General features: G+C 39.6%; 23 protein-coding genes, 3 pseudogenes and 1 riboswitch. Of the genes and pseudogenes, 8 read left to right on the top strand and 18 right to left on the bottom strand.

What is annotated here, in order from left to right; genetic code table 11:
- Positions 1 to 183 (top strand): annotated as a pseudogene (locus tag VB654_RS09265) (hydrogenase maturation protease); the annotation flags it as partial.
- Positions 184 to 217: 34 nt separating this feature from the next.
- On the opposite strand, the gene VB654_RS09260 reads toward VB654_RS09265, so the two are convergent.
- From VB654_RS09260 to VB654_RS09250, 3 genes are read right to left on the bottom strand one after another with little or no spacing between them, the layout of a single operon-like run.
- Positions 218 to 592: a hypothetical protein gene (locus tag VB654_RS09260; protein ID WP_323213425.1), complete on the bottom strand. Its 375-nt coding sequence runs from the start codon at positions 590 to 592 to the stop codon at positions 218 to 220.
- 18 nt (positions 593 to 610) lie between these two features.
- Positions 611 to 1,897 (bottom strand): nitroreductase family protein, encoded by a 1,287-nt coding sequence (locus VB654_RS09255; protein ID WP_323213424.1) that lies wholly within the window; start codon positions 1,895 to 1,897, stop codon positions 611 to 613.
- Complete coding sequence (locus tag VB654_RS09250) at positions 1,884 to 2,348, bottom strand: ankyrin repeat domain-containing protein (protein WP_323213423.1); 465 nt, start codon at positions 2,346 to 2,348, stop codon at positions 1,884 to 1,886. Before VB654_RS09250 ends, VB654_RS09255 begins: the two co-directional genes overlap by 14 nt.
- Positions 2,349 to 2,859: 511 nt before the next feature.
- A riboswitch (cobalamin riboswitch) is annotated at positions 2,860 to 3,067 on the top strand.
- Positions 3,068 to 3,088: 21 nt separating this feature from the next.
- Between VB654_RS09250 and VB654_RS09245 the strand changes: the two genes are divergently transcribed.
- From VB654_RS09245 to VB654_RS09235, 3 genes are all read left to right on the top strand, one after another.
- Positions 3,089 to 3,517 carry a DUF1636 domain-containing protein gene (locus tag VB654_RS09245; RefSeq protein ID WP_323213422.1) on the top strand — a complete coding sequence of 143 codons (429 nt, stop codon included), beginning with the start codon at positions 3,089 to 3,091 and terminating at the stop codon, positions 3,515 to 3,517.
- Between the two features lie 136 nt (positions 3,518 to 3,653).
- Positions 3,654 to 4,508: a class I SAM-dependent methyltransferase gene (locus tag VB654_RS09240; protein WP_323213421.1), complete on the top strand. Its 855-nt coding sequence runs from the start codon at positions 3,654 to 3,656 to the stop codon at positions 4,506 to 4,508.
- A 43-nt stretch (positions 4,509 to 4,551) separates the two neighbouring features.
- Complete coding sequence (locus VB654_RS09235; RefSeq protein WP_323213420.1) at positions 4,552 to 5,733, top strand: transporter substrate-binding domain-containing protein; 1,182 nt, start codon at positions 4,552 to 4,554, stop codon at positions 5,731 to 5,733.
- A gap of 77 nt (positions 5,734 to 5,810) precedes the next feature.
- Here the strand turns inward: VB654_RS09235 and VB654_RS09230 are convergent, their stop codons facing one another.
- The 12 genes and pseudogenes from VB654_RS09230 to VB654_RS09175 form a co-directional block, all read right to left on the bottom strand.
- Positions 5,811 to 6,110, bottom strand: a complete 300-nt coding sequence (locus VB654_RS09230) for a 2Fe-2S iron-sulfur cluster-binding protein (RefSeq protein ID WP_323213419.1) — start codon at positions 6,108 to 6,110, stop codon at positions 5,811 to 5,813.
- A gap of 363 nt (positions 6,111 to 6,473) precedes the next feature.
- The gene (locus tag VB654_RS09225; protein WP_323213418.1) at positions 6,474 to 6,848 is read right to left on the bottom strand and encodes an iron-sulfur cluster assembly accessory protein; all 375 of its coding nucleotides are present in this window, start codon (positions 6,846 to 6,848) and stop codon (positions 6,474 to 6,476) included.
- Between the two features lie 64 nt (positions 6,849 to 6,912).
- Positions 6,913 to 7,713 (bottom strand): HesA/MoeB/ThiF family protein, encoded by an 801-nt coding sequence (locus tag VB654_RS09220; protein ID WP_323213417.1) that lies wholly within the window; start codon positions 7,711 to 7,713, stop codon positions 6,913 to 6,915.
- 10 nt (positions 7,714 to 7,723) lie between these two features.
- Positions 7,724 to 8,041 carry a nitrogenase-stabilizing/protective protein NifW gene (gene nifW, locus VB654_RS09215; RefSeq protein ID WP_323213416.1) on the bottom strand — a complete coding sequence of 106 codons (318 nt, stop codon included), beginning with the start codon at positions 8,039 to 8,041 and terminating at the stop codon, positions 7,724 to 7,726.
- Positions 8,038 to 8,256: a CCE_0567 family metalloprotein gene (locus VB654_RS09210; protein ID WP_323213415.1), complete on the bottom strand. Its 219-nt coding sequence runs from the start codon at positions 8,254 to 8,256 to the stop codon at positions 8,038 to 8,040. Before VB654_RS09210 ends, nifW begins: the two co-directional genes overlap by 4 nt.
- Before the next feature lie 300 nt (positions 8,257 to 8,556).
- Positions 8,557 to 9,033: a NifX-associated nitrogen fixation protein gene (locus tag VB654_RS09205; protein ID WP_323213414.1), complete on the bottom strand. Its 477-nt coding sequence runs from the start codon at positions 9,031 to 9,033 to the stop codon at positions 8,557 to 8,559.
- Positions 9,034 to 9,053: 20 nt separating this feature from the next.
- Complete coding sequence (nifX, locus tag VB654_RS09200; RefSeq protein WP_323213413.1) at positions 9,054 to 9,443, bottom strand: nitrogen fixation protein NifX; 390 nt, start codon at positions 9,441 to 9,443, stop codon at positions 9,054 to 9,056.
- A gap of 194 nt (positions 9,444 to 9,637) precedes the next feature.
- On the bottom strand, positions 9,638 to 10,966 hold the full coding sequence (gene nifN / locus VB654_RS09195) for a nitrogenase iron-molybdenum cofactor biosynthesis protein NifN (protein ID WP_323213412.1): 1,329 nt from the start codon (positions 10,964 to 10,966) through the stop codon (positions 9,638 to 9,640).
- Positions 10,967 to 11,106: 140 nt separating this feature from the next.
- Complete coding sequence (gene nifE, locus VB654_RS09190) at positions 11,107 to 12,486, bottom strand: nitrogenase iron-molybdenum cofactor biosynthesis protein NifE (RefSeq protein ID WP_323213411.1); 1,380 nt, start codon at positions 12,484 to 12,486, stop codon at positions 11,107 to 11,109.
- A 208-nt stretch (positions 12,487 to 12,694) separates the two neighbouring features.
- Entirely contained in the window at positions 12,695 to 13,024 is a 330-nt protein-coding gene (locus tag VB654_RS09185; protein WP_323213410.1) for a Mo-dependent nitrogenase C-terminal domain-containing protein, read from the bottom strand.
- A 217-nt stretch (positions 13,025 to 13,241) separates the two neighbouring features.
- Positions 13,242 to 14,777 carry a nitrogenase molybdenum-iron protein subunit beta gene (nifK, locus tag VB654_RS09180; protein ID WP_323213409.1) on the bottom strand — a complete coding sequence of 512 codons (1,536 nt, stop codon included), beginning with the start codon at positions 14,775 to 14,777 and terminating at the stop codon, positions 13,242 to 13,244.
- A gap of 195 nt (positions 14,778 to 14,972) precedes the next feature.
- Positions 14,973 to 15,131, bottom strand: a pseudogene (locus VB654_RS09175) (nitrogenase molybdenum-iron protein alpha chain); the annotation flags it as partial.
- A 282-nt stretch (positions 15,132 to 15,413) separates the two neighbouring features.
- Between VB654_RS09175 and VB654_RS09170 the strand changes: the two are divergent.
- From VB654_RS09170 to VB654_RS09160, 3 genes are all read left to right on the top strand, one after another.
- The gene (locus VB654_RS09170; RefSeq protein ID WP_323213408.1) at positions 15,414 to 16,715 is read left to right on the top strand and encodes a site-specific integrase; all 1,302 of its coding nucleotides are present in this window, start codon (positions 15,414 to 15,416) and stop codon (positions 16,713 to 16,715) included.
- A 415-nt stretch (positions 16,716 to 17,130) separates the two neighbouring features.
- A complete protein-coding gene (locus tag VB654_RS09165) occupies positions 17,131 to 20,064 on the top strand; it encodes a diguanylate cyclase domain-containing protein (RefSeq protein ID WP_323213407.1) in 2,934 nt (977 codons plus the stop codon).
- Positions 20,065 to 20,076: 12 nt separating this feature from the next.
- Positions 20,077 to 21,141: an L-histidine N(alpha)-methyltransferase gene (locus tag VB654_RS09160; RefSeq protein WP_323213406.1), complete on the top strand. Its 1,065-nt coding sequence runs from the start codon at positions 20,077 to 20,079 to the stop codon at positions 21,139 to 21,141.
- A gap of 44 nt (positions 21,142 to 21,185) precedes the next feature.
- Here VB654_RS09160 and VB654_RS09155 read toward each other — a convergent pair whose 3' ends face one another.
- Positions 21,186 to 21,308 carry a hypothetical protein gene (locus tag VB654_RS09155; protein ID WP_323213405.1) on the bottom strand — a complete coding sequence of 41 codons (123 nt, stop codon included), beginning with the start codon at positions 21,306 to 21,308 and terminating at the stop codon, positions 21,186 to 21,188.
- 199 nt (positions 21,309 to 21,507) lie between these two features.
- Here VB654_RS09155 and VB654_RS09150 point away from each other — a divergent pair, with 199 nt between their 5' ends.
- The gene (locus VB654_RS09150; protein WP_323213404.1) at positions 21,508 to 22,089 is read left to right on the top strand and encodes a hypothetical protein; all 582 of its coding nucleotides are present in this window, start codon (positions 21,508 to 21,510) and stop codon (positions 22,087 to 22,089) included.
- Between the two features lie 283 nt (positions 22,090 to 22,372).
- Here VB654_RS09150 and nifD read toward each other — a convergent pair whose 3' ends face one another.
- Together nifD and nifH are read right to left on the bottom strand one after the other, a co-directional pair.
- Positions 22,373 to 23,755 (bottom strand): nitrogenase molybdenum-iron protein alpha chain, encoded by a 1,383-nt coding sequence (nifD, locus tag VB654_RS09145; protein ID WP_323213403.1) that lies wholly within the window; start codon positions 23,753 to 23,755, stop codon positions 22,373 to 22,375.
- A 129-nt stretch (positions 23,756 to 23,884) separates the two neighbouring features.
- A pseudogene (nifH, locus tag VB654_RS09140) lies at positions 23,885 to 24,341 on the bottom strand (nitrogenase reductase); the annotation flags it as partial.

Genomic DNA, 24,341 nt, shown 5'->3' with positions numbered 1-24,341 from the left:
GATTTTCGCTGGGATCATGCTTTAGCCGCAGGACGAAAAATATTTGGTAATGACTTTCCCCAAGATGTCACAGTTTACCTAATTGAAGCCGCAAATCTTGATTTAGGACTAGAATTAAGTCCCGTAGTCCAACATTCAGCCGACGTAGTAGTTAAACAGTTAACTAACTTAATCAGCCAGTAAAACCAATTACGAATTACGAATTACGAACTACGAATTATGCCCAATCACGATAAACAGACAGTTCATCTACTCTCATTTCAAAGGGTATCCCTTGACTATCTGGAGGACAAACACGGATTTTAGCGCTGCTGATAATGGAATTTAACAAAGTTCCCATTGGTACAATTTGTTGCAAAACTCGCCAATTAGTAACTTGATCAGGACATTCAATTACTAATGTCATTGCATTAGAGCGAGTTGTAACATACCAGCGACAATTAGAGAGGAGATTTTGAATGATGCGATCGCACCCGTCATAAAAATATCTGCTAATAGAATCCTCTAGTTGTTGCCGCAGGATAATATCTGCCGATGTCGGCTGCTTCGGATGAGAATCATCACTATTAAAATAAAAATTATTGTTCACCATCTCTCTTTATGATCCTAGTTATTTGCCAATAGCCATTCCATAGAGGATATCTTTATTGGTTTGTAATAATTCTTGGGTTTCATCATCGTAAAAAGCACCAATTCCACTACAATCAATTCCCAAATAATTACTCACCAAATAAATTCTTTGCCCGATAAAACCAGCTAATTGCATAGCAGTTTGATAATTGATATATTCAGATGCAAAGAACAAAGTTACAGCACAATCTCTAGCGATCGCTTGATTCACGCATAAGTAACCTGTCCGTTCTCCGAAATTACCTGCCTTCAGCAGATGCGTACCTTTATATAATCCCGGCGATATCCCTTCTACTCGATGCACAACAGCATAAATTTCGATGTCCTCAAAACTCTCTGTTGGTATCGATTGTGCAATGTGTCGCCAGATATATAAATAGTCTTCTTGAGAAATAAACTGTTTCCGGAAACGTCTAATCGAACGTCTATTCCAAACAGTTTGATAAAATTTCTCCTGATCAAAGTTAAACTGTGGCTGTACTAGTGGCTGTGTTGGACTTTGCTGCACTGCCGTTAGTTCATAGTTACGTTCAATGAATTGATTCGCCTCAAAATAATCTGTGCCACAGACAAAAGGAACCTTTAGCCTTAAACGTCTGACAGGTTTTTTCTGCACCTCACCAGAGATTACCCCAGCCGTGATAAACTCTTTATTTTCAAAGCCTAAAACTGTATTGAGAGCAAGTTTATCAAAGTCAAAAATCAGTTGTATATCTTGGTTATGCAGATAAGCTGATGCTGCGATCGCACCTAAATGATGACCGCTATCTAAAAAGCAATATCTCAGGCTTCTATCCTGATATTTCCAACTAGACCTATAATAGACGCAACTAATTAAAAAAATGCAACCTTTGATACTTTTACCTGGTATAATATAACTTTCTAACCCATCATCAATTAATTCGTAAATGAGAGTTAGACAATTATTCTCAACTTCTAGATGATATATCCCATCCACTATTCCCGACATTCCGCGAATCTGAACATAAACTTCTGTCGGATATAAAGCACCTGCTGAGGGATTTACCCGTAATTTATAGGGTACATCTTTATATACCTTTTCCAGAGTAACGGCACTGGTTAACCAGATAAATGAATGCACGGGATTATTGAGATTTAATTTTACCCGCCGATAAAACTTGGGATAAACTTTAAATAAAGTCGGCTGGGTTGAAGCATCTACATAATTAGGATTAATTTGTACAGATAAGTAAGAATGCTTGGTTGCATCGTGACCAGATTTTTCTAAATTCTTACGTTGCGGCATTTTTAAGTAACCTTAAAATCTCGATATTACTAGCAAAATCTATTGCTTTATAATCATCTAAATTTTTAATATCCAAATTAGGATTGTGTTGTAGAAGTAATTTAGCAACACCTGTTTTTCCTGCTGATGCGGCATACATTAAAACAGTTGCACCATTGTCATTTTGATTATCAATATTGATTTTTGCAGATAGCAGCAAGCTAATTAACTCGTAGTGATTGCCGAAACAAGCAAACCATAAAGCATTATTCCGGTCATGATTTTTAGCATTAATATTTGCACCGCAATCAATTAATTCTTTAACAACAGCATAAACTCCTTCTCTAGTAGCCTTCATTAAAGCCGTATCACCATTTTCACCTTGTTGATTTAAATTATTGGGATTGTAGCTATTTGCTATCAGCCATTGCTTGGTAACTTCACTCAATTTTTGCTTTTTGATCTGATTCATAACTAGTCCTTAATATTCCTAAAATAATTCAGCAAAATCCATAGCAAGTTACCCTACCATTTTTTCAACAAAAGATTATGGCATCCCTGATTATTAGACTTGTGAAAAGGTCTATATGTCAGATTGACGAATAGCTGTAACCACGCCATTACAGAAGTCTGTCATTTGTTTGATACCTAAATAAATTAGGTTAAACATAGGAGAATATTCACACCTACTTTAGTTATTTTATTCTTGCAGTTATCTTAGATTCTGCTTAATCATTAACAGAACCAAAATTAAGATACAAATGCCTAAAATAAGCCCATAATATCTTTTTGTTTGAGTTTAGGTTCACTAGCAACAATTTAGCTTATTTATATATTATCACTCCGATAAGTTTAAACTATGAATCATTTATAAAGATTTCAATATATAGATTCCTAAATCAGTGGTGAATCTCTTTACCTCTTCCCTTGGCGAATTAGCGGTTCGATTTAATGCACCATGTCATAAATTTAACGAAAGTATGATAGATTCTTATATATCCGGTTCTAATAGAAAACATTTATTAGAGGTAACGGGGAAAGTCCGGTGTAAATCCAGCACTGTCCCGCAGCTGTAAACAGATTTTAAATTTTTAGTTTGAAACATAAGATTGCATCAAACAGTCTAAAATTCTGAATTTAAAATTTAAAATTGCGTAAGTCAGAATACCCGCCGATATAAAAGTAACTTTAGCTAAAATCTACGAGGTATAGATGAAAGCACAACATACAATATTTGTTTGTACCACTTGTGCCAGTAAGTGGGAAGGTGGTAAGCGTGTGGGTGAGAGTGGCGGAGAAAAATTGCTAAAACAGTTGCAAGCACATTATCCCCATTGGGAATTGAACACAGAGTTTATGATTCAGCCAGTGAACTGTATGAGCGCTTGCGATCGCGCTTGTGTGGTATCCTTTGCTGCATATAATAAATCTACATATCTATTTGGTGATATTACTGCTGATTTATCATCCACAGAAATTGCTGGTGTATTCCAGTGTGCAGGTAAATATTACGCCCATCCAGAAGGTTTATTACCGTGGAGTGAACGTCCAGAACCACTCAAAAAAGGAATCTTGGCACGTATTCCCGCAGTACCAGCACCCCCACAGATAAAATCCACTGAAATGGAAGTTTGTAATTAACAGTATCAGACATTAACCGTATTTAGGCGATCGCCTCCGGTGCGCCTAATGCGTGAGACAGCCAGCGAAATTTGGTATTTGATCTGAATAATGTGATTAAATACCAATACCTTCGCCAAGCTGACTTTAACCCTAAATGCAAAAATCAAAATCAATAAATATCTCCAAAGCCACACGCTATCAAAATGCAGCCATAGATTACTATATGGGACTCACCGGTTCTTCCTATCTACATTACGGCTATTGGGAAATCATACCAACAATGGGTGAAGAATTAACTTTAACTCACCTGCGTGCAGCACAAGCAGCCTACGCAACCAAACTTTTTAGTTTTATCCCAGAAGGAATCAAAACCGTGCTGGATGTAGGCTGTGGTATTGGTGGTAATGCAAAATCCCTTTGTGAACGTGGATTTAGTGTTGAAGGGTTAGCACCCGATACTATCCAAAAAGAGAAGTTTATTCAAAATACTAATGGTAAAATACCTTTTTACTTAACAACATTTGAAAATTTTCAGTCTTCACATTCTTATGATTTAGTGTTGTTCAGTGAAAGTAGCCAATATATGTCTGTAGAAGATTTAGCTCAAGGTGCAGCGCGTTTACTCAATAGTGGTAGTTACTTACTCATAGCAGATATGATGCGCTTTGATGCCGAATACAAAGCAGGAATTTTTTCTAACTGTCATATTGCTAATGAACTCCATGCAGCTTTAGAGAAGGCTGGATTTAAATTGATCACATCTGAAGATATTTCTCAATCAATTGCACCAACTATTGATTTGTGTCTCACTAATTTTCGGACTTTTGGATTAACTACATTTAAATATATTGCTGATGTTGTCAAAATAGCAGTTCCACCTGTACATAGTATAGGAAGTTGGGCTTTTAAACGTTGGCTAGAAAAGCCAATTGCTGAGGGTTTAGCAGCACGACAAATTTTTGACAACCATCTTTGTTATCAAATTCAACTTTGGCAGTTATCAACATAAAGAATATAACCGGTTTGAGAAATAAGTCAGGAGTCAATAACTCATGAATTTCCGCAACTTCCCATATTCACAACAAATACAGAGCATTTTTTCTGCATCTGTATTGCAGATCCGCCAAGGTTTTGCAGTCAACCATAATTGCTTAACTGGGGTAGCCGTAGCTTTAGTGATTTCTGTTCCTACTTTAGCTTCAGCCGCGCCTTTGCGAGTAGGAATAGCTGGATCTGCGCCTTTTGTAGTTCGCACAGATGAAAACACTTCCGGTATTAGTGTTGAAGTATGGAAAGAAGTGGCTCGTTCTCAAAATATAGAGTATGAATTAATCCCTCAATCTAGCGTTGCTAATGCTTTAGAAGTGGTAAACCAGGGAGAATTAGATTTGTTGATTGGCCCCATCACAATTACAGCCCAACGCTTGCAAAAAGTTGATTTTACCCAACCTTATTTTTCTACAGAGATTGCCGTTTTAACAGCAGCAGATGATCCTAGTGTTTGGAGTCGGGTTAAACCCTTTTTTGAAACTGCGGTTTTAACCTCAATGGGCGTATTAGTTATTCTAATGTTCGTTGTCGGAAATTTGGTTTGGTTGGCGGAACGAAATAAAAATAGTGAACAATTCCCGAAAAATTATCTTCAGGGAGTGGGTAACGGGATGTGGTTTGCACTGGTAACATTAACTACGGTGGGATATGGCGATCGCGCACCTGTGACTCGTCTCGGTCGTTTCATCGCTGGGACTTGGATGATATTGGCTTTAGTGACAGTTTCTTCCTTAACAGCCGGACTTGCTTCTGCTATCACCATCGCTTTATCTGGTGGTTCTACCGAGAGATTTACCAGCACCTCCAGCCTAAAAGATACTAGATTAACAACTGTCAGAGGCTCATCTAGTGCTGAGGTTGTGCAGAAATATAGTAATCGAGTTCAAGAAGTCGCCACCCTAGCAGATGCAGTACAGCTATTATCTGCTGAACAAGTAGATGCCGTAGTATTCGACCGTCCCGCTATGGCATACTACCTCATGCAAAATCCCGACTTAAACCTCAAATTAACTAACTTGTCTCTAGGATCTGAGCTTTATGGATTTGTCTTACCCATCGATAGTCCTTTAACAAAAAACCTTAATATTGAATTAAGATTAATGTCTGAAAATGGATCTTTACAAAACATCGCCTCTCGCTGGCTCAGTTATACATCAGAAGATACTAAAAATTCTACAATATAGCAATTACAAATGAAAAAGATCCCCGACTTATCAAAGAATTCGGGGATCTAAACTTTCTGAGAATTCAAAGCAATACTTTACACAAGATATGGTTCTTGGTGAGTCTTAATTGTGCAATTAGAACGGGGATAAGTAACGCAAAGTAGAGCGAATCCTTTAGACATTTGTTCATCATCTAAAAAGATTTGATCAGATTGATCAACTTCACCTTCAACAACTTTTCCCACACAACTAGAGCAAGAACCTGAGTGACAAGAGAAAGGCAATTCAATACCATTTTCTTCTGCTGCTTCTAAAATGGTAGTTTCTTCATCAACTTCAATTGTAGAGTCTAGTTCTTGCTTTTTGTTGATTAATCTAACTTGATAGCTGGCCATTTTCCGATTCTCCTCAAAAGTTATACAATGAGATTGATTTAGCGAAGTTTGTCAGTCTTTGTTACCTAGTCAACTCCAAACTTCCAAAAACAGCGCGGAAGAGGACACTGCATTGATGGGGTTCCTCCGGCTGATAGCAATAGCGCAGCGCTATGCAGGAATCGCAAGTAGTATCGGCATCACCAACTTGCAATTTTTTCAAAACCCGTAAATTAGCAAGTGTCCATCATTTTTACGGTCAGCTTTGAAGGCTTTATTACGAATTACGAATTACGAATTACGAATTACGCATTACGCATTACGCATTACGCATTACGAATTACGCATTACGAATTACGCATTACGCATTACGAATTCACAACACTACTGGCTGCAAGGTACACCCGTAGGAGTACCATCATCTGTTTTGAATGATTTTCCGCAACCGCAGGTATCACTTGCATTAGGGTTAGTGAACTTAAAGCCACTTTCCATTACCCCTTCTACAAAGTCGATTACAACCCCGTCTAATAAAGGCGCACTTTTAGCATCAACGTAAATCAACACATTACCTTGCTGAATTACCAAGTCATCTGGTTGTGGTTTGCTGGTGACATCAATTCCATATTCATAGCCACTGCAACCACCATCTTTTACAGATACACGGATGCCTTTTTGAGCGTCATTATTATCAGAAGCTGAACCTCTTAAAAATGCCCGCAGACGGAACTCTGCTTTTTCTGTTAAGCTAACAGCCATTACGTCTCCTGATGTGTAGCGATGAAGTTGTGGTGTCAGGTGTCAGGTGTCAAATGACCAATGACTACTTTGTACAATTACTTGTAGGTTCCATTGATGGGGGTTGTCCGTATCTCCAGGGTGCAGTATTACCACATACGGGACAAGCGCGATCGCGTTGAGAACGACGCTTGGCAAATTCCATCCGATTTAAGTCAATTGTCAGTAACTGCGATAACAGAGGTTGACTGAATCCAGTGATCAGCTTAATCGCCTCTAACGCTGTCAGACAAGCAAGTGTCCCAGAAACAGCGCCCAGAACAGAAAAAGCACGTCTATCCCAATCAGGTTTTTCTGGAAACAGACAGGATAAACAAGGAGTCACACCAGGAATAATTGTAGTCAGGTAAGCCTCCATCCCGTCCATAGCAGCCTCCACCATCGGTTTACGCCAACGTACACAAGCTGCATTCAGCAAGTCGCGTTCCGTAAAATTATGGGCGCAATCCAGCGCCATATCAGCCGATTGTACTAAGGAGTCTACATTTTCCGCAGTCACATAATCATGAACTACTTCCACCTGGATATCAGGATTGATCGCCTCCAGAGTTTCTTTAGCTTTGAAAACCCTGGGTTTACCGACCCAATCATCCGTCATTAAAATCTGACGGTTCATGTCATCCAATCGCAAATCACCACCCCGGACTAGGATTAGTCGCCCAACGCCCGCTACTGCTAAGTAAAGCGCCGCCGTACCGCCTAATCCCCCCACACCTGTAACTAAAACTGTCGCTGACTTCAGGCGTTTTTGAGCTAGTTCGCCAAAATTTGGGAGCATCATTTGGCGACTATAGCGTTCTAATTCGGTAGGCGTTAGGTTGATCACTTTTTACCTCCTAATCAGAAGTGATTTCTGTCAGCGTAACTACATTCTTCGGCTTATCATTAAACACTTTGAATAGCTTTTCTTCGTAAGCTGTTGATTCTAAGAAAAGATCATGAGCTTTTTGCAAAGCTAAGGAATATTGAGCAAGTATTTCTGCTGAAGTCAAACCATGAGAATTATCATCAACTTCTGCCATGAATTGCGAAAATTTCTTCAAAATATGCAGACGATTGACATTCACATTTTCTTTGTTGTAGGGCAGATTGAAGAACTGAAAAAATTCCTCTGCATCTACAAGCTTCTTGAATTCATTCATAGTTCCGGTCATTGATCGTTCTCCATTGCTTTTAGCTGTTGCTTAAGGTCATCTAGCTGTTGATAGATTTTATAAGTTGCAGCTGCTACATCCATCAGAGTTTTGTAATCTGTGGGCAGACCTTCTGCTAAATCATGCAGATCCATTTTCATTTGACCTGCTTTACTATTCAGCCGCTTAATTTGGGTTTTGATTTCTTCAATACTTGTTTCGCTCACTTGCGCCATTTATTACTCCTAATTATTAATTTGCACAAGGACACTAAAATTAGGGACTTCCCAGAAATAAACTAACCACAAAGGCACAGAGGACACAGAGTCATGAGGGTCTGAGAGTTTTTTGTTAGGTGATTTCGGATTTTTTTCAGGACTTACGAAAAATTATGAGAAAACGTAAAGCCTTCGGCATAGCTTCCGCTTAACGCGTAGCGCATACCACAAAGGACACTAAGTCAAGAGGGTTTGAGAGAGTTTTTGCGTAAGTCCTATTTTTATTTTGAAGTCCCTAGTTTAAGTTTTTAGGTAGTCTCAAATGTTGCCCACTTCGGAGAATGTTTTCCCTAGTTCAACACCTTTTTTGACGTAGTTTTCGCCTTCTTCTGCTAATTTTTCCATTGAATCAAAACCAAAGCGATGAGCATCACGCAAGGCTTTTTTAGTTAGCAAAAGACGACCAGAAAAAACTAGCGCCCAACCGAATCCTTCATGGCTCAAATCAATTACTACCTGAGAAATTAGACCTGTTTCCTGTTCAATAGCAGCAGCTACAGCCCTGAAAAATGCCATAATCCGTGCTTGAGTAATGGGGTCAACTTCACCCTCAAGAGAAATTTCGCGTTTCTTTTGTTTAGTAACAACGAAGGGTTTGAGGATTAATTCATCTGACCAATTACGATAAACTCCGTAAGTATCCTGTCCCCGAATTTGTTGAACTAATGTCTTGAGGAAAGGGGAATTCAAGACTACAGTATCGGTGCTTCCATTCACATTATTGTTTGTACTCATACCGTTGCTTCAATTGAAAATTAATCTGCAAAGTTTGGAGTAGTTTGTCTTAAAGCTTTACGCAACCAAGGTGGAGGATTACCTTTAAGAGTTTGCACAAGTTTATTCAGGACTTCGCTAATTTCTTCTTCCTCTGATTTAGCTTTGACTGGGGTAACGCCTTTTTTAATTAACCGAGCTGCGGCGCTACCGCCAATTGCTGTCACATAAACGATGGTACAATCAACCAAAGCATCAAGTTTAGGATTGATTTTATCTTCGTTACCATCTTCTTTTAAGTCACCGTCAAATTTTAGCGTTTCGAGAAATTTATATCCCTCGTCAGATATTTCATAAACATCAATTTCTCTCGCCCATCCGAAGTGAGCATTAATATGAATTCGGTCACTTGTGGTAAAGGCTATTTTCATTCTCTTGTCCTGAATTAAGGATCGGATATTGGATATTAGAGGTATTGAGTATTGAGGAATCAATAACTACAGCGTTGGTGAATTAGAATATAAAATGCCAAAATCACCTTTTTTTCTTCTTACCTTTGCGCCTAACGCACTTTGTACTAGAGTTGACAGTACGCTGTGCGAACGCTGATGCGCGATACAAATTCTTATTCCTCAGATACCAGTTCCCATAAATGTTTAACTCTCTCTTCTTCGGCTTCTAAAAATAGATTACCGATGCCAAATAAAAGCTCCATTGTGCCTCGATATCCAACTTTCGTGAAGTATCCATTACCTAAACGGTCATAGATGGGAATACCCAAACGATAAAAAGGCATTGAGAGCCGTTTAGCGATCGCACCTACGTTAGAATTACCAATCAGTAAATCAGAACCAGCTGCTAGTTGCTCAAAGTCATCTAAATCGCCGATAGTGACACTTTTAACCGGGAGTTTTTCCAACAGAGGCGATCGCGTCGTTGTCACCACTGCATGAATTTGAGTCCCCATCGATTGCAAAAAGTTCACCGTTGACCAAAGTAAATCCGGTTCCAACGCCAAAGACACTCGCTTTGCACCAAAGTAAAAATGACTATCTAGCATCGCATCTTGTAGCTGGCGACGTTGACGGCGGTATTTTTCGGGGACGCTATTACTACTCAGAATCGCCAATGCTTGCAGAAACTCATCCACAACATCCAATCCAGTCAGTTCACCAAACACCTCGTAAGGGATATTAAAGCGCTCCTCCAGGATTTTGGCGGCTTCTCGCATACTTTCGCCCAAAGCGATGGTAAAGGCGGAGCTACCTATGTCTCGTAGCTGTTTTATAGTTGTGCCACTGGCTGTAACTGCGCTATAACCATCTTCTAAATGACCATCGAGGGAAGCACCAAGATCAGGGACAATAATTGGCACTAATCCAAAAGCAGTCACCATTTCCTTGATTTCCTGCAAATCCCCTGGTGTCAGAGACGAACCCGCCAAAATCGTCACCTGTTCAGTTCTAATTCCACCAGCTTTAGGAATTTCCCTAACGATACTTTCCACAGCCGCCGCAAAACCATCTTGCAGCGCCCCCTTGAAATCTGGAGTAGGAGCAAATACAATCGGTAAATGATCTAATTCCGGATGGCGATCGCGGATATCCTTCAGAAAACGTTCCAGATCATCTCCTCTAGTTTCCGTCAGCCCCGTACTACATAGACCAATAATTTCCGGCTGCACCTTTTCCACTAAAGTAAGAATTGCCTGTTCCACATTTTCTTCGCCACCCAAAATAGTAGAAACCTCAGTCATGGCTGTAGTGGCTAGGGGAATAGCTTCCCGAAAATGCCGTACAAGCACAACCTTAGCGAAAGCAGTACAACCTTGGGAACCGTGGAATAGAGGAATCATCCCCTTCAACCCCAAAAAAGCTAAAGATGCACCCAAAGCCTGGCTTTGCTTCAGAGGATTAACAGTCAGTGGTTTATTGGGAAGATTAACAATCGCCATTATATTAATACCAAATTGCATTCATTGGATCTACGCAAAAACCTCTCAAACCCTCATTCCTCTGTGAACTCTGTGCCTCTGTGGTTCGTTTTTCCCTAACTTCATCGATTCATCGCGTCTTCACAAGAAAATCAGCCAAATCATCCCTCCAACTCTTCCCAAGGAGCCGGCTTGCGTATTTGCTCCCAAATAGGGCTATAAAGAGCCTCATACAATTCTCGTGCCATCTCAACCATCCCCGAATAACCAGCATAAGGATGGTGGCGTTCTTGGTTAATATCCAGAAAAGGAATTCGAGCCTTCAGAGCAGTGTATTGGTTACGACCACCAGCAATCAACATATCAGCGCCAGTTTCCTTCACCAACCGTAACAACTCCTGAGCGTTGCCCTTCTCCATCATGATCCCATCATTACCAATCAATTTCTTAATCCGGGCTTTATCTTCCTCAGTGCTTTTTCTCGTACTGGTAGCAACAACTTCAATACCTAAATCCTTAGCCGCCGAGATAATCGACCAACTCTTAACACCGCCGGTATACAAGACAACCCGCTTACCTTTAAGTCGAGCGCGATAGGGAGCCAAAGCCAAATCAAGAGCCGCAGTTTCTTCAGCAATTAGCTTTTCTGTGCGTTCCTGTAAATCCGCATCACCCAACTTAGCAGCAATATTTCGTAGACAACGATTCATATCATCAATGCCATAGAAAGACTCTTCAATGTAAGGAATGTTGTAGCGTTCCTCCATTTTTCTCGCCATATTGAGCAAAGCCCGTGAGCAGATCATCACATTCAGCTTGGCACGATGAGCATAACGAATATCATTGAAACGAGCATCACCCGTAATTTTAGATAAAACCCGAATGCCTAATTTTTCTAACAGTGGAGTGACTCCCCACATTTCACCGGCGATGTTATATTCACCTATCAAGTTAATATCATAAGGCGTAGTTGTTTCCGGTTCTGCTGTACCAACTACATATTCCAGCAAAGCTTCACCACCAAAGCGGTTCCCCAAATTTTTACTACCAATAAAGCCTGGAGCAATCACAGGAATCACAGGAGTACCAGTTTTCTCAGTTGCAGCCTTGCATACAGCATCCATATCATCGCCAATCAGAGCTGTTACACAGGTAGCATAGACGAAAACGGCTGGTGGTTTGTAGCGATCGCAAAGTTGCAGAATTGCCTGATAGAGCTTTTTTTCACCCCCGAAAATCACATCATTCTCACTCAAATCAGTAGTAAAGCCCGTCTTGTAAAGTAAAGGCCCAGAGGAGAGACTACCACGACTACCCCAAGAATTACCAGCACAGGCGATCGGCCCGTGGACTAAATGAGCTGCATCAGTAATAGGTACAAGAGCAATCATTGCACCATCAAAAGCACAACCACCTTGAGCAGCACCTGGTTGAGCTTGTTGGGTGCAAGATTTATTTTTCTTTTCTCCTTGTTTGTGCTGATTGTGTTCACATCCTGATTCACTGAGCAGCTCGTTAATTTTGCCTTGGGTACTTTTCATCTCTCTTCTCTCTTCTCTCTTCTCTTCTCTTGCTGGATCGACAGTGTTAATATCAGTTATTAGCCTATTCACTGAGTAATAGACCACCTGCAAAAATCTTCTTTAGTCCACATTTACACCAGATAATTAATAGTGTAAATCCGTGGTATAGTTCTCATAAAATTGACTTTTGCAAGATGCTTAATGAGTCATAATTGGAGACAAATTTCTAACAAATATATTTCGTGACATCCTCTCCACACTCATCAGCAAGATAAGATAAAGCCCGAAAACGCATTCCCACAAACTCGTCATACAAGGGATTAAGTTTACACAGGGGTGGAATATGAAAAGTTCGCCCAAATAAACTAATATTGCGCTCAAAAGGACAACAACAAGGAATTACTTGACAAATTACATGAGCAATCCGGTAATTTTTAACCGGCATTCCATCCAGCCAATTACGTACAGGATTAAGAAGATTAGAAAACCAGCCTGATTTTTTATTGTTAGGTGGATGGTAACTAGGATGAGAGTGAGTGTGATTGATACTTTCCATAATAAATATCTCAGGTAAATGCTAGAAAGAAACAGAAAAAAAGGTAAGTTAGGGATTGAGTCTTGGGAATTAGAAATGAGGTATTAAGAAATAAATTTATTCTTAGTCCCCAGTAGGGGCAGGTTCTCAGATATTCCTAAACCCACCCCGACAATCCCTCAACCCCAGTCCCTACTCCCCTGACTTACCCTTAATTAGCACGCTGCGTAACCAATTCTTAACGAATCAAGTCGTAAGAAATATCAGTCTTAGAAGGAATATTGGTGTTGCGGTCAATGTCCTCAAAGATTGTATTGACAATCCAGTTGAGCAAGTTGATCACACCTTGATAGCCAATGGTGCTGTAGCGGTGTAAGTGGTGGCGATCCATGATAGGATAACCAATTCTAACGAAGGGAACCTTACAATCGCGCCATAGGTACTTACCGTAGGAGTTACCAATCAGCAAGTCTACAGGTTCGGTGAACAACAAGGAACGCATATGCCATAGGTCTTTACCGCCCCAGATGGTTGCGCCTTGACCAAAAGGACTAGAATCTAGTAAAGCTTGAAGTTCTTGCTCAAATACTTCGTTGGAGTTGTTAACTAGAATGTGGACAGGTTCAGCACCCATTTCCAACATAAAGCCAACTACGCTGATGACTAAATCTGGCTCACCAAAGATAGCAAAGCGCTTACCGTGAACCCATGAATGAGAGTCAGTCATGGCATCAACTGCACGTCCCCGTTCAAGTTCTAGTTGTTCGGGAATAGCTTTACCACTTAGTTCGCTGAGTTTCATCAAGAACTCATCAGTACCCTTGATACCCCAAGGACGGGAAACTACAGTGGGTTGCTTCCATTCTTTTTCGATGTACTCACGAGTTTTGGTGGTAGAATATGCTTGCAGAGCAACTGTAACTTTACCGTTAATTGAATCTGCGGCATCTTCTAACTTTGTACCACCTGGATACATATCAAACTCACCTGTGTTGGGTGAATCTAAATAGTCGCTGTTGTCAGCAAGAATGGTGTAGTCAAAGCCGAACAAGGAAGAAATGCGTTTGATTTCCCGGTTGTTGCCTACATAAGTGTCAAAACCTGGGATGAAGTTGATTTTGCCATTGCTGGTAGCTTTCTTCTTACCTGCAGTCAGGTTAGAAAGAATCCCCTTCATCATGTTGTCGTAACCAGTGATGTGGGAACCAACAAAGCTAGGAGTGTGAGCGTAAGGTACTGGGAAATCTTTAGGAACTGAACCAGCTTCTTTAGCGTTGTTGATGAAAGACTGTAAGTCATCACCAATTACTTCTGCCATACAAGTTGTGCAGACAGCAATCATCTTAGGCTTGTACAGTTGGTAGGAGTTCGCCAAACCGTCAATCATGTTTTGCAAACCACCGAACACCGCCGCATCTTCAGTCATTGAAGAAGACACACCAGAGAATGGTTCTTTGTAGTGACGGGTTAAGTGGGTACGGAAGTAAGCAACGCAACCTTGAGAACCTTGAACGAAAGGCATTGTACCTTCAAAACCAACAGCAGCAAAGATTGCACCTAGAGGTTGACAGCCTTTAGCTGGGTTAACAGTCAACGCTTCACGAGCGAAGTTCTTTTCACGATATTCCCAACCTTTGGTCCATTCTGCAACCCGTGTAACTTCTGCGGGGTCGTGACCGTTTTCAAATTCCTTTTTGTTTTGGAATAGTTGTTGGTATTCTGGTTGGTGGAATAACTCAACGTGATCTTGAATATTTTCTGGATTTTGAGGCATTTCTACATCTCCAAGCTTACTGAAGTCTTTCGTTACTCATTGAGGAATTTTGTAGTGGGAGTGGGAATCTGACTCAAAACTCAGAATGCAAAAATCAAAAGCAACTTTTAATTTTTGAATTTTGAACCTTGAATTCCCGACTCCCCCCTGGGGCTAAAACCCCAGGCTATCCCTACTTATCCCTTTGCCATTTCCCTAAGCTGTAGCTTTAGCTTTAGCCTTAGCTTGAGCTTTTTCGTTCCAGGGAGCGCCAATTAAACCCCAAGTTGGGCTGTTGAGTGCCAAATCCATATCACGAGCGAAGATAGCAAAGCCATCATAACCGTGATAAGGGCCGGAGTATTCCTGGTGATGCTTCGATAGCTTCAAACGGTTGAATGTTTGCGGTAAGCAGTGTCAGTAATAAACATTGTTCGCTAATAACACATTTATTTTTAGGCTAAATATAGGCTAAATCATAACGATACATAATCAGGGTAAAGACAAGTATTAGCCATATACAAGCTTATATCTAGCACTACAAACGGCCCCTACTAAAAAAATATTGGCTCGTAGTCAGGACTTTAGTCCTGTTTGAGAGACTACAGTTCCTACTACAAACTTTTGAAGTCTGCAAGCACACAGCAAAGACAATAGATGAGAACAAAACTACTATTAGAGTTAGAGCAAGTAAATCTGCGTTTGAAATCTGCAAAGACCAAGGTAACGGTGAGAGTATCAAATGGAAGTCTGCAATTAAGGGCGACCTTACCAATTAAACCTGGAGACAAGGACACCAGAGGAACGAGGAAAAAGCAATATAATCTCAGTTTAAATATTCCCGCTAATTTGGATGGACTCAAGACGGCTGAAGAAGAAGCTTATGAATTAGGAAAGTTAATTGCTCGGAAAAGCTTTGAATGGAATGATAAATATTTAGGTAATGATGCAATTAAAAAAGAATTTAAAACTATAGGTGAGTTACTCGCAGAATTTGAAGCAGAGTATTTTAAAACTCATCAGCGCACAACAAAAAGCGAACATACTTTTTTCTATTATTTTTCCCGAACGAAGCGATTTACTAATGCTGAAGATTTAGCAACACCTGAAAATTTAATCAGTTCAATTGAGAAAATTGATAAAGCATGGGCAAAATATAATGCTGCAAGAGCTATATCAGCTTTTTGTCAAACCTTCAAAATTGAAATTGATTTATCGCAATATTCAAAAATGCCGGAGAATAATTCCCGGAATATACCGAGTGATTCCGAAATAACCGCAGGAATTATTAAGTTTGAAAATTATTTAAATAACAGAGGTAATCAAGTCAATCAAAATGTTAAAGATAGCTGGCAACTTTGGCGTTGGACTTATGGAATGTTAGCGGTTTTTGGTTTACGTCCACGGGAATTATTTATTAATCCTGATATTGATTGGTGGTTAAGTGAAGAAAATACGGATTTAACATGGAAAGTCCATAAAGATTGTAAAACGGGTGAAAGGCAAGCATTACCGTTATATAAACAATGGATTTCGGAGTTTGATTTAAGAAATCCTAAATATTTAGAGATGTTGACAACTACAATTAGTAAGAAAGATCATACTAATCATGCTGAAATAACAACTTTAACTCAACGGGTGAGTTGGTGGTTTCGTAAAATTGGATTAGATTTTAAACCTTATGATTTACGTCACGCTTGGGCGATTCGAGCGCATATTTTAGGTGTACCAATTAAGGCGGCGGCGGATAATTTGGGGCATAGTGTACAAGTACATACGGAAACTTATCAGCGTTGGTTTTCTCTAGATATGCGGAAGTTGGCGATTAATCAGGCTTTGAGTAAGCGGAACGAAGTTGAGGCGATTCGGGAAGAGAATGGCAGGTTAAGGATGGAGAATGAAAGGTTGAAAATTGAGCTTGAGAAGTTGAGGATGGAGTTGGTTTATAAGCGGAGTTGACAAAGTTGATATGGTGCGTTGCGTTGCCCAACAAATTTATTAAAAGCATTTGCATAGATAGATTTTTATTGACTTTAAGTAAAATCCACAGGGTGCATATATCTTTCTTATTCAAGAAGTCAAGGACATTTAGATTCATCTGTTATTGGTAAAATCTACAAAAAATCTGATCAATTTGTAACATAAATATTAAATATTAGCCGTTGTTAAATAATTATAGAGAAAATCTGTTGCTAAATACAAGAAATTAAGTTATTGTAAATACCTGTATTTTTAAGTAAATTTAATATGAGCTGAGTATTTATATATTTTTTCTGGAAAAATAAATTAGAGGTATTTTAGGATTGCTATGCTCTTCAATGACCTATCCAGTACTGAAACTAACTTACAGTATATCCTGCATCAAATTAGGATCTTGGTTGTAAAAATTCACAAGTCACGGGAATTGAGTGAAATTCTCAACATAGTTGTTAGTACAATCAGAGAAATTTTAGAAAGCGATCGCGCGATCATCTATCGTTTTCTAGAGGATGGAGATGGAGTAGTAGCGGCAGAATCGGTAAATTCTGAATGCATACCAATTCTAGAGCAATTAACTGATGATCCTTGCTTCCATGCTAAATGGGTAGAGCAGTATCGAGAGGAACGAATTCATGTTATTGAAGATATTCATGCTAAATTCCTCGATCCTTCTTACAAACAGCTATTAACCAAGTTACAGGTTAGAGCTAACTTAGTCGTGCCAATTTTAGTTAAAGATATTGATGAAACTTCTAGTGCCTCTCCTCCAGTGTGGGGCTTACTCATTATTCAACAGTGTACTAAGCCGCGCCAGTGGAGTTCTTTAGAAATTGAATTTATCCAACTGGTGGTTACAGAACTAGAAATAGTTATTCAGCCAGCACAGAAGCATCCATCACCACCGCAATTCAATCAATATCTCCATCATCCGATAATTCAGCCAAAGCAAAAGTTACAGATAGCAACAAGAACTCTGCATCAAAATTACAAAAAAAATCCGGTCAAGAATATTACTCAACAGCAAACTTTTCTCAAAAAACACCAGGGTGTTAAAAAGCAGCTACGCTGGCAAGAAGCTTTGCTACGTTCGATGACAGACAATTCTTTGCTGGCATTTTTTGTAGTTGACAATCGCACAGACGAAATTCTTTACTTCAATCACCGCTTTTGTGAAATTTGGGGTCTTGAACATCTAGAAGCCCGAATGCAACTTGGGATGATGAAAAATAATGACATTATTCCTGATTGCATAACCTTAGTTGCCGATGTGCCAGCATTTTCCGAAACCTGTAAACTATTACAATCTGAAGAAAATCGCTGCACCATTGAAGATGAAATTGAATTTGTGGATGGGCGCATAATTCGCCGCTTTTCCAGTCAAATTCGGGATAGTCAAGATCAATATCTTGGCAAATTATACATTTTTGAAGACATTACCTCTCGTAAACAAATCGCAGCCGCACTCAAAGCTAGTGAAGAAAGATGGCAATATGCCCTAGAAGGAAACGGTGATGGGATTTGGGACTGGAATTTGGAAACTAATGAAGTCTTTTTCTCTCGCCGTTGGAAAGAAATGTTCGGTTTTGCAGAGCATGAAATAGGAAATACGCTCAGTGAATGGGATAAACGGATTCACTTGGATGATAAAGCACAGATTTACGAAAAGATTGATCAGCATTTGCGTGGTGAAACTCAACAATATGTCAGTGAACATCGTGTCAGATGCAAAGATGGAACTTATAAGTGGGTTCTAGATCGGGGGAAAATTTTTAGCCGCACAAATGATGGTCATTCTTTAAGAATATTGGGAACTCATACTGATATTACTGAACGCAAGCGGATGGAAGAAGCACTACGAGAGAGTGAAAAACGCTATCGTTCGGTAATTTCAACGATAGCAGAAGGTATAGTTTTACAACAAGCCGATGGAAGTATCAGTGCCTGTAACGAGAGTGCCGAAAGAATTTTAGGGTTAACCGCCGACCAAATGATGGGGCGAACTTCTATTGATCCGCGATGGAGAGCCATTCATGAAGATGGTACTTCTTTTCCTTACGAAACTCATCCGTTCATGATCACACTACGCACAGGAGAACCCCAATTTAATGTGATTATGGGAGTTTATAAACCTGATGATAGCCTCAGTTGGATTTCGATTAATTCTCAACCATTGTTTCAAGAAAATGAGTTAAAACCCTATGCAGTAGTCGCATCATTTACCGATATCACAGCCTACAAACAGGCAGAAATCTCACTACAAAATCAAATCAGACAGGAGCGAATGGTTGCAGCGATCGCACAACACATCCGCCAGTCCTTGGATTTAGATCAAATATTGAATACAACTGTTGCTGAAGTCAGAGAAGTTCTGCAAACTGATCGCGTGATTATTTATCGCTTTAACCCAGATTGGAGTGGTGTGATTGTCACGGAATCTGTAGGCGAAGATTGGAAGGCAATTTTAAAGATGGAAATTATAGACAGTTACTTTGTTGAAACCCAAGGAAAGTTATATCAGGATGCTAGGATTAAAGTCACTTCAGATATTTACATCGGCGAAATGACTGATTGTCATCTGGAGTTATTGGAAAAGTACCAGGTAAGAGCCAAGGTAGTTGTACCGATTTTACAAGGCGATCGCCTCTGGGGTCTATTAGTTGCTCATCATTGTAGCGCCCCTCGCGAATGGCAATCTTGGGAGAGCGAACTACTGCAACAACTAGCTACGCATCTGGCGATCGCTATTCAGCAATCAGAACTTTATCAAAAATTGCAGCAAGCTAACCAGCAACTTGAAAATATGGCGTTGGTGGATCAATTAACTCAAATCGCCAATCGCCGCAGTTTTGATATTAAACTTCATGATGTCTGGAAACATCTTTTACGAGAAAAAGGTTTTATCTCTTTATTATTATGTGACATTGATTATTTCAAACAATATAACGATACTTATGGTCATGCCTCTGGAGATGATTGTTTACTTTTTGTTGCCCAAGCTTTACAACAAACTATCAAACGTTCTACAGATTTAGCGGCGCGTTATGGTGGCGAAGAATTTGTGATTATTCTCACAAATACTGATACTGATGGCGCTGTTCAAATTGCCGAAGAAATTCATGCAGCTGTCGAACAACTAAATATTCCTCATGCTGCATCGGCAGTAAAACAGCACGTCACTTTGAGTATTGGAATTGCGACGGTAATTCCTACACTTGATCTGGTTCCTTTGGCACTAATTTCGGCAGCAGATCAAGCCTTGTATCAAGCCAAAGCACAGGGGCGCAATTGTTATTTTGTCAATAACTACGATGTTAACCAACTTAATTAAAACAACTTAAAAATGATGCCTAAAAAAAATCAAAATCCTTCACAAATTTATTCAGATATTTCAAATTCTATCAGTCGTATAGTAGCGCCAACTTCTGAGTTTTACTCTAATTTTTCTCAAGCAGAAGTTTTAGAATTAATTAAAATATTAGAATTGAGACGAGAAATTCCTTTAAAATACTCCTATAAAGGTAGAGGGGCAAAGATATGGAATAATTTTTATCAAAAATATGTTGTTCCTAAATGGTATCAAACACCCAATGTAGAAATTGCTTTATTAAAGCAAAACTTTGAGTATATTAACGGCGATTATCAAAATTGCCACAATATTAACATTGTCGATGTAGGCTCAGGTAATTCCTATCCGGTAAAGAAATTCATTTCTCAACTTGATAGGTTAGGTCGCATAAACAAATATATCGCTTTAGATATTAGTAACGAAATGCTAATCTTAGCTAAGACAAATTTTACTAAATGGTTTCCCAAAATTGAATTTAATAGTTCCACTTTTGATGTAGAAACTAGTTCTATTCCCGGAGAGTTTTGGCAAAAATCAACTGATTTTGCAAATAAAAATACAGTTAATATTTTTTTGCATTTAGGAGTGACAATCGCTAATCATCTAGACAGAAATAGAGTTTTTCAAAACTTGAGAGATAGCATGGATAAAAATGATTTGTTGGTATTTACTAACGAGATTGGTTCTAATTCTCAATGGGATGGAAAAGTCCGGGGTGGCTGCAAATATCATGTAGATGGAATCTATCAATGGATGCAAAACGAGATAGGAATTAGTTCTGAAGATTGCGAACTTGTGAGAAAGTATGATGTCGAAACAGATAGTATAACGGCCAAGATAAAATTTAATCAAAATTATACTCTAAGTTTTAGCCAGTTAGGGATAGATCAGCAAATTGAAATTTTAAAAGATGAAGAAATTACTATTTGGCGACATCATAAGTATCAGATACCTGAACTTATCCAAGATTTAGAAAAAGCCGGATTACAACTTGTTCACTATAGTCATAGTAAATATTTATCACCGATTATGGTTATTTGTAAAGTTGCGGATAGTTAGATTTTTAATTTATAGATATGAGCATCACAATGTTTTTTCTAAAATCAAAATTCATCGAGTCTCATCAGAATCTTTCTACCATAGCAGATGGGTGATCCTAGCAATTTGGTACGATTAATAAAGTGAGCGATCGCATCCCCAATATTTACTGTAAACTGTACCAACATCTTACTGATTAGAGAATCATAGCGATCGCTCGCATCCCTTGTTGGCTAATTCTTCTGGATAAAAATTTTATACATATCAGGAAAACAATTAACCGCGTATGTATCCTTAGTCAGAGATTACTCATATTTACAGTGCGAACAAAGACTGTATAAGAAGAATAGCCTGAAACGTTAAACAACATTTTTGGAGTTAGCAACTATGGTCAGAATGAGAGTAGAACTAGTAGATGTACATTGCCGTGATACTGAAGATGTCACAGGTGGTGATGAATTCTATATAGTAGGTGCAGTGGGACTTGCACCAATGGGAAAAAAAGAAAATGATGACCTAAAAATCAGAGGTGTATTAACTCGACCAATTTCGATTAACGATAAACAGACGAAGAAATTTGGCCAGGGCGGTGGTACTGTATTTGATAGTGATGTTCCAGAAAATCGGATTTTACAGATTGCTTTAGTAGCCTTTGATGAGGACTCGAATAAAGATTGGTCTAATCATGGTGAAACAGTTACAAAAATAGGCGCTGGGGTCTCTGCTGCACTACTCGCTACCCCTGTCCCCCCAGCCAAGGTAGCAGGACTGATTCTTCCAGTTGCCATCGGTGTAGTCGGTGGGATAATGAAGATGGATAAAGATGATGAACTTGGTCAGCATCTACGTGAATTCCCAGTACAATCACTACCAAATGGTAGCCATTTACAAATTTGGAACTTCAAAAAGCGAGGAAGTTGGTATTCCAGTTGGGATTATACCGTGCGCTATAGGATTCACAAGGGCTAAGATATAAATAAGTTTTAAGGACAATTAGCGATCGCCTGGCTGATTTTCGAGTCAAAGCGATCGCACCATTTAATCTAAAAAAATAGCATCTAAAATAGTCTTACTTTTTACAGTTTTAATTTCAGCAAAATTTAACCAAATCCTCAAAACCATTCCCGATCAGAGTTATATTATTTAAAGCAGCAAAAATATATTATTTCTAGCTTAACCTCAAACTTGCATTTAGACTAAAAAGAAATTCTTTTTTATCTCACCGCCAAAAAAATACTGCTATCACTAACTTTCATACACTATGGCTAGGTTCGGAGTAATCCCAAGAGTGCATTTGACGGAAAGGCAGACCCATCTTTTGGAAGACGTACTTCTCTTTCACACCAGAAGCTACAAGGTCAGGCTTGAGGGCTTTGATAAACTCCTCAAATTCATAAGCGGTCACGTCATCGTAAACGATAGTGCCATTTTCGATATAGTGAGTGGTACGTTTGTAGTCGTCGTTGTGAGCGAACTCATAACCAGTACCAATCATCTTCATGCCCAAGTCTTGGAAAGCTGGGACAACGTGACGAGGACGCAGACCACCAACCATCATGGCCACAGTCTTACCATCTAAACGGGGGCGATACTTCTTAACGATCGCATCCATTGTAGGCTGATACTTAGCAATAACCTTCTCAGCGTTTGCTTGGATTTTTTCGTCAAACTTAGAAGCAATTTCCCGTAAAGATTCAGCAATCTTGGTAGGTCCGAAGAAGTTGTATTCCAACCAGGGAATACCATATTTTTCTTCCATGTGACGGCTGATGTAGTTCATCGAGCGGTAACAGTGGATGAGGTTCATCTTCACATTGGGGGTCATCAACATTTCGTTGATAGTACCATCACCAGACCACTGAGCAACTACGCGCAAGCCGATTTCTTCTAGTAAGATGCGGCTCGCCCAAGCATCACCACCGATGTTGTAGTCACCAATGATGGCTACATCATAAGGAGTAGAATCAAACTTCAGTGAACCGTCAGCTTTAGCCTTATCGGATCTGGGGAATACCCAGTCACGGATCATGTCGTTAGCGATGTGGTGTCCCAAAGATTGAGAAACACCCCGGAAACCTTCGCAACGAACTGGAACAACTGGCTTGTCAATCTCTTTTGCAGCCTTACGAGCTACAGCTTCGATGTCATCCCCAATTAGACCAATAGGACATTCAGATTGAATGGAAACACCACGGTTAAGAGGGAAGAGGATTTCCAATTCTTGGATCAATTTCAGTAGTTTTTTGTCACCACCAAAAACGATGTCTCTTTCTTGGAAATCAGAGGTGAAGTGCATAGTACCAAAGGTATCAATACCTGTAGTACCAATGTAGTAGTTACGACGACCAGACCAAGACCAGTAACCGCAACCAACTGGCCCGTGACTGATGTGGATCATGTCCTTAATAGGACCCCAAACCACACCCTTGGAACCTGCATAAGCACAACCACGAGCGGTCATTACACCAGGAAGAGATTTAACGTTAGATTTAACGCCACAATCGCTCTTACCTTCTTCAAATACGTTTAAGTGCTTTTCGCGTCTTTTCTTAGCTTTATCTGGGTAAGCGCTGAGAACTTCTTTAATCAGTTCTTTTCTTTCGTCAACAATCTTGTTGTTTTCTGGAGGTGTCATTTTATCCTCTCCGATTCGTAAGGATCTGGGAACAGGGGACTGAGAGTCCCCTCTAGGTTTAGTAGGGGGAGATGCAAGGGTGAAGGTTAAAGGTCAAATATGAAATTCTTCCTTTTTCCTACGGTCTTTTTATTTAGCAGCTGGTTTACCAACCAACATTGCAGCATTTTCTTCGCTTTCGAGAATACCGAATTCAATCAACAATTCTTCTAATTCTTCCATTTCGATAGGTGTAGGAATAGCTAGGTTTTTGTTGTTGATGATCTTGGTAGCCAATGTGCGGTATTCGTTAGCTTGGTTACTTTCAGGTGCGTACTCGTTAACAGTCATCCGACGCAATTCAGCGTGTTGAACGATGTTGTCACGGGGTACGAAGTGAATCATTTGGGTGTTCAACCGTTTTGCCAAGGTTTCGATTAATTCGATTTCTCGGTCAGTGTTACGGCTGTTACAAATCAAACCACCCAAACGCACGCCACCAGTGTGAGCATACTTAAGAACACCACGAGCGATGTTGTTAGCAGCATACATCGCCATCATTTCACCTGATGTCACGATATAGATTTCTTGTGCCTTACCTTCACGG

Source organism: Nodularia sp. UHCC 0506, assembly GCF_034931045.1.
In the GTDB taxonomy this organism is placed as follows: Bacteria; Cyanobacteriota; Cyanobacteriia; order Cyanobacteriales; family Nostocaceae; genus Nodularia.
Note: the sequence above shows the minus strand (reverse complement) of the source record. Positions and strands in the feature narration are given on the sequence as shown.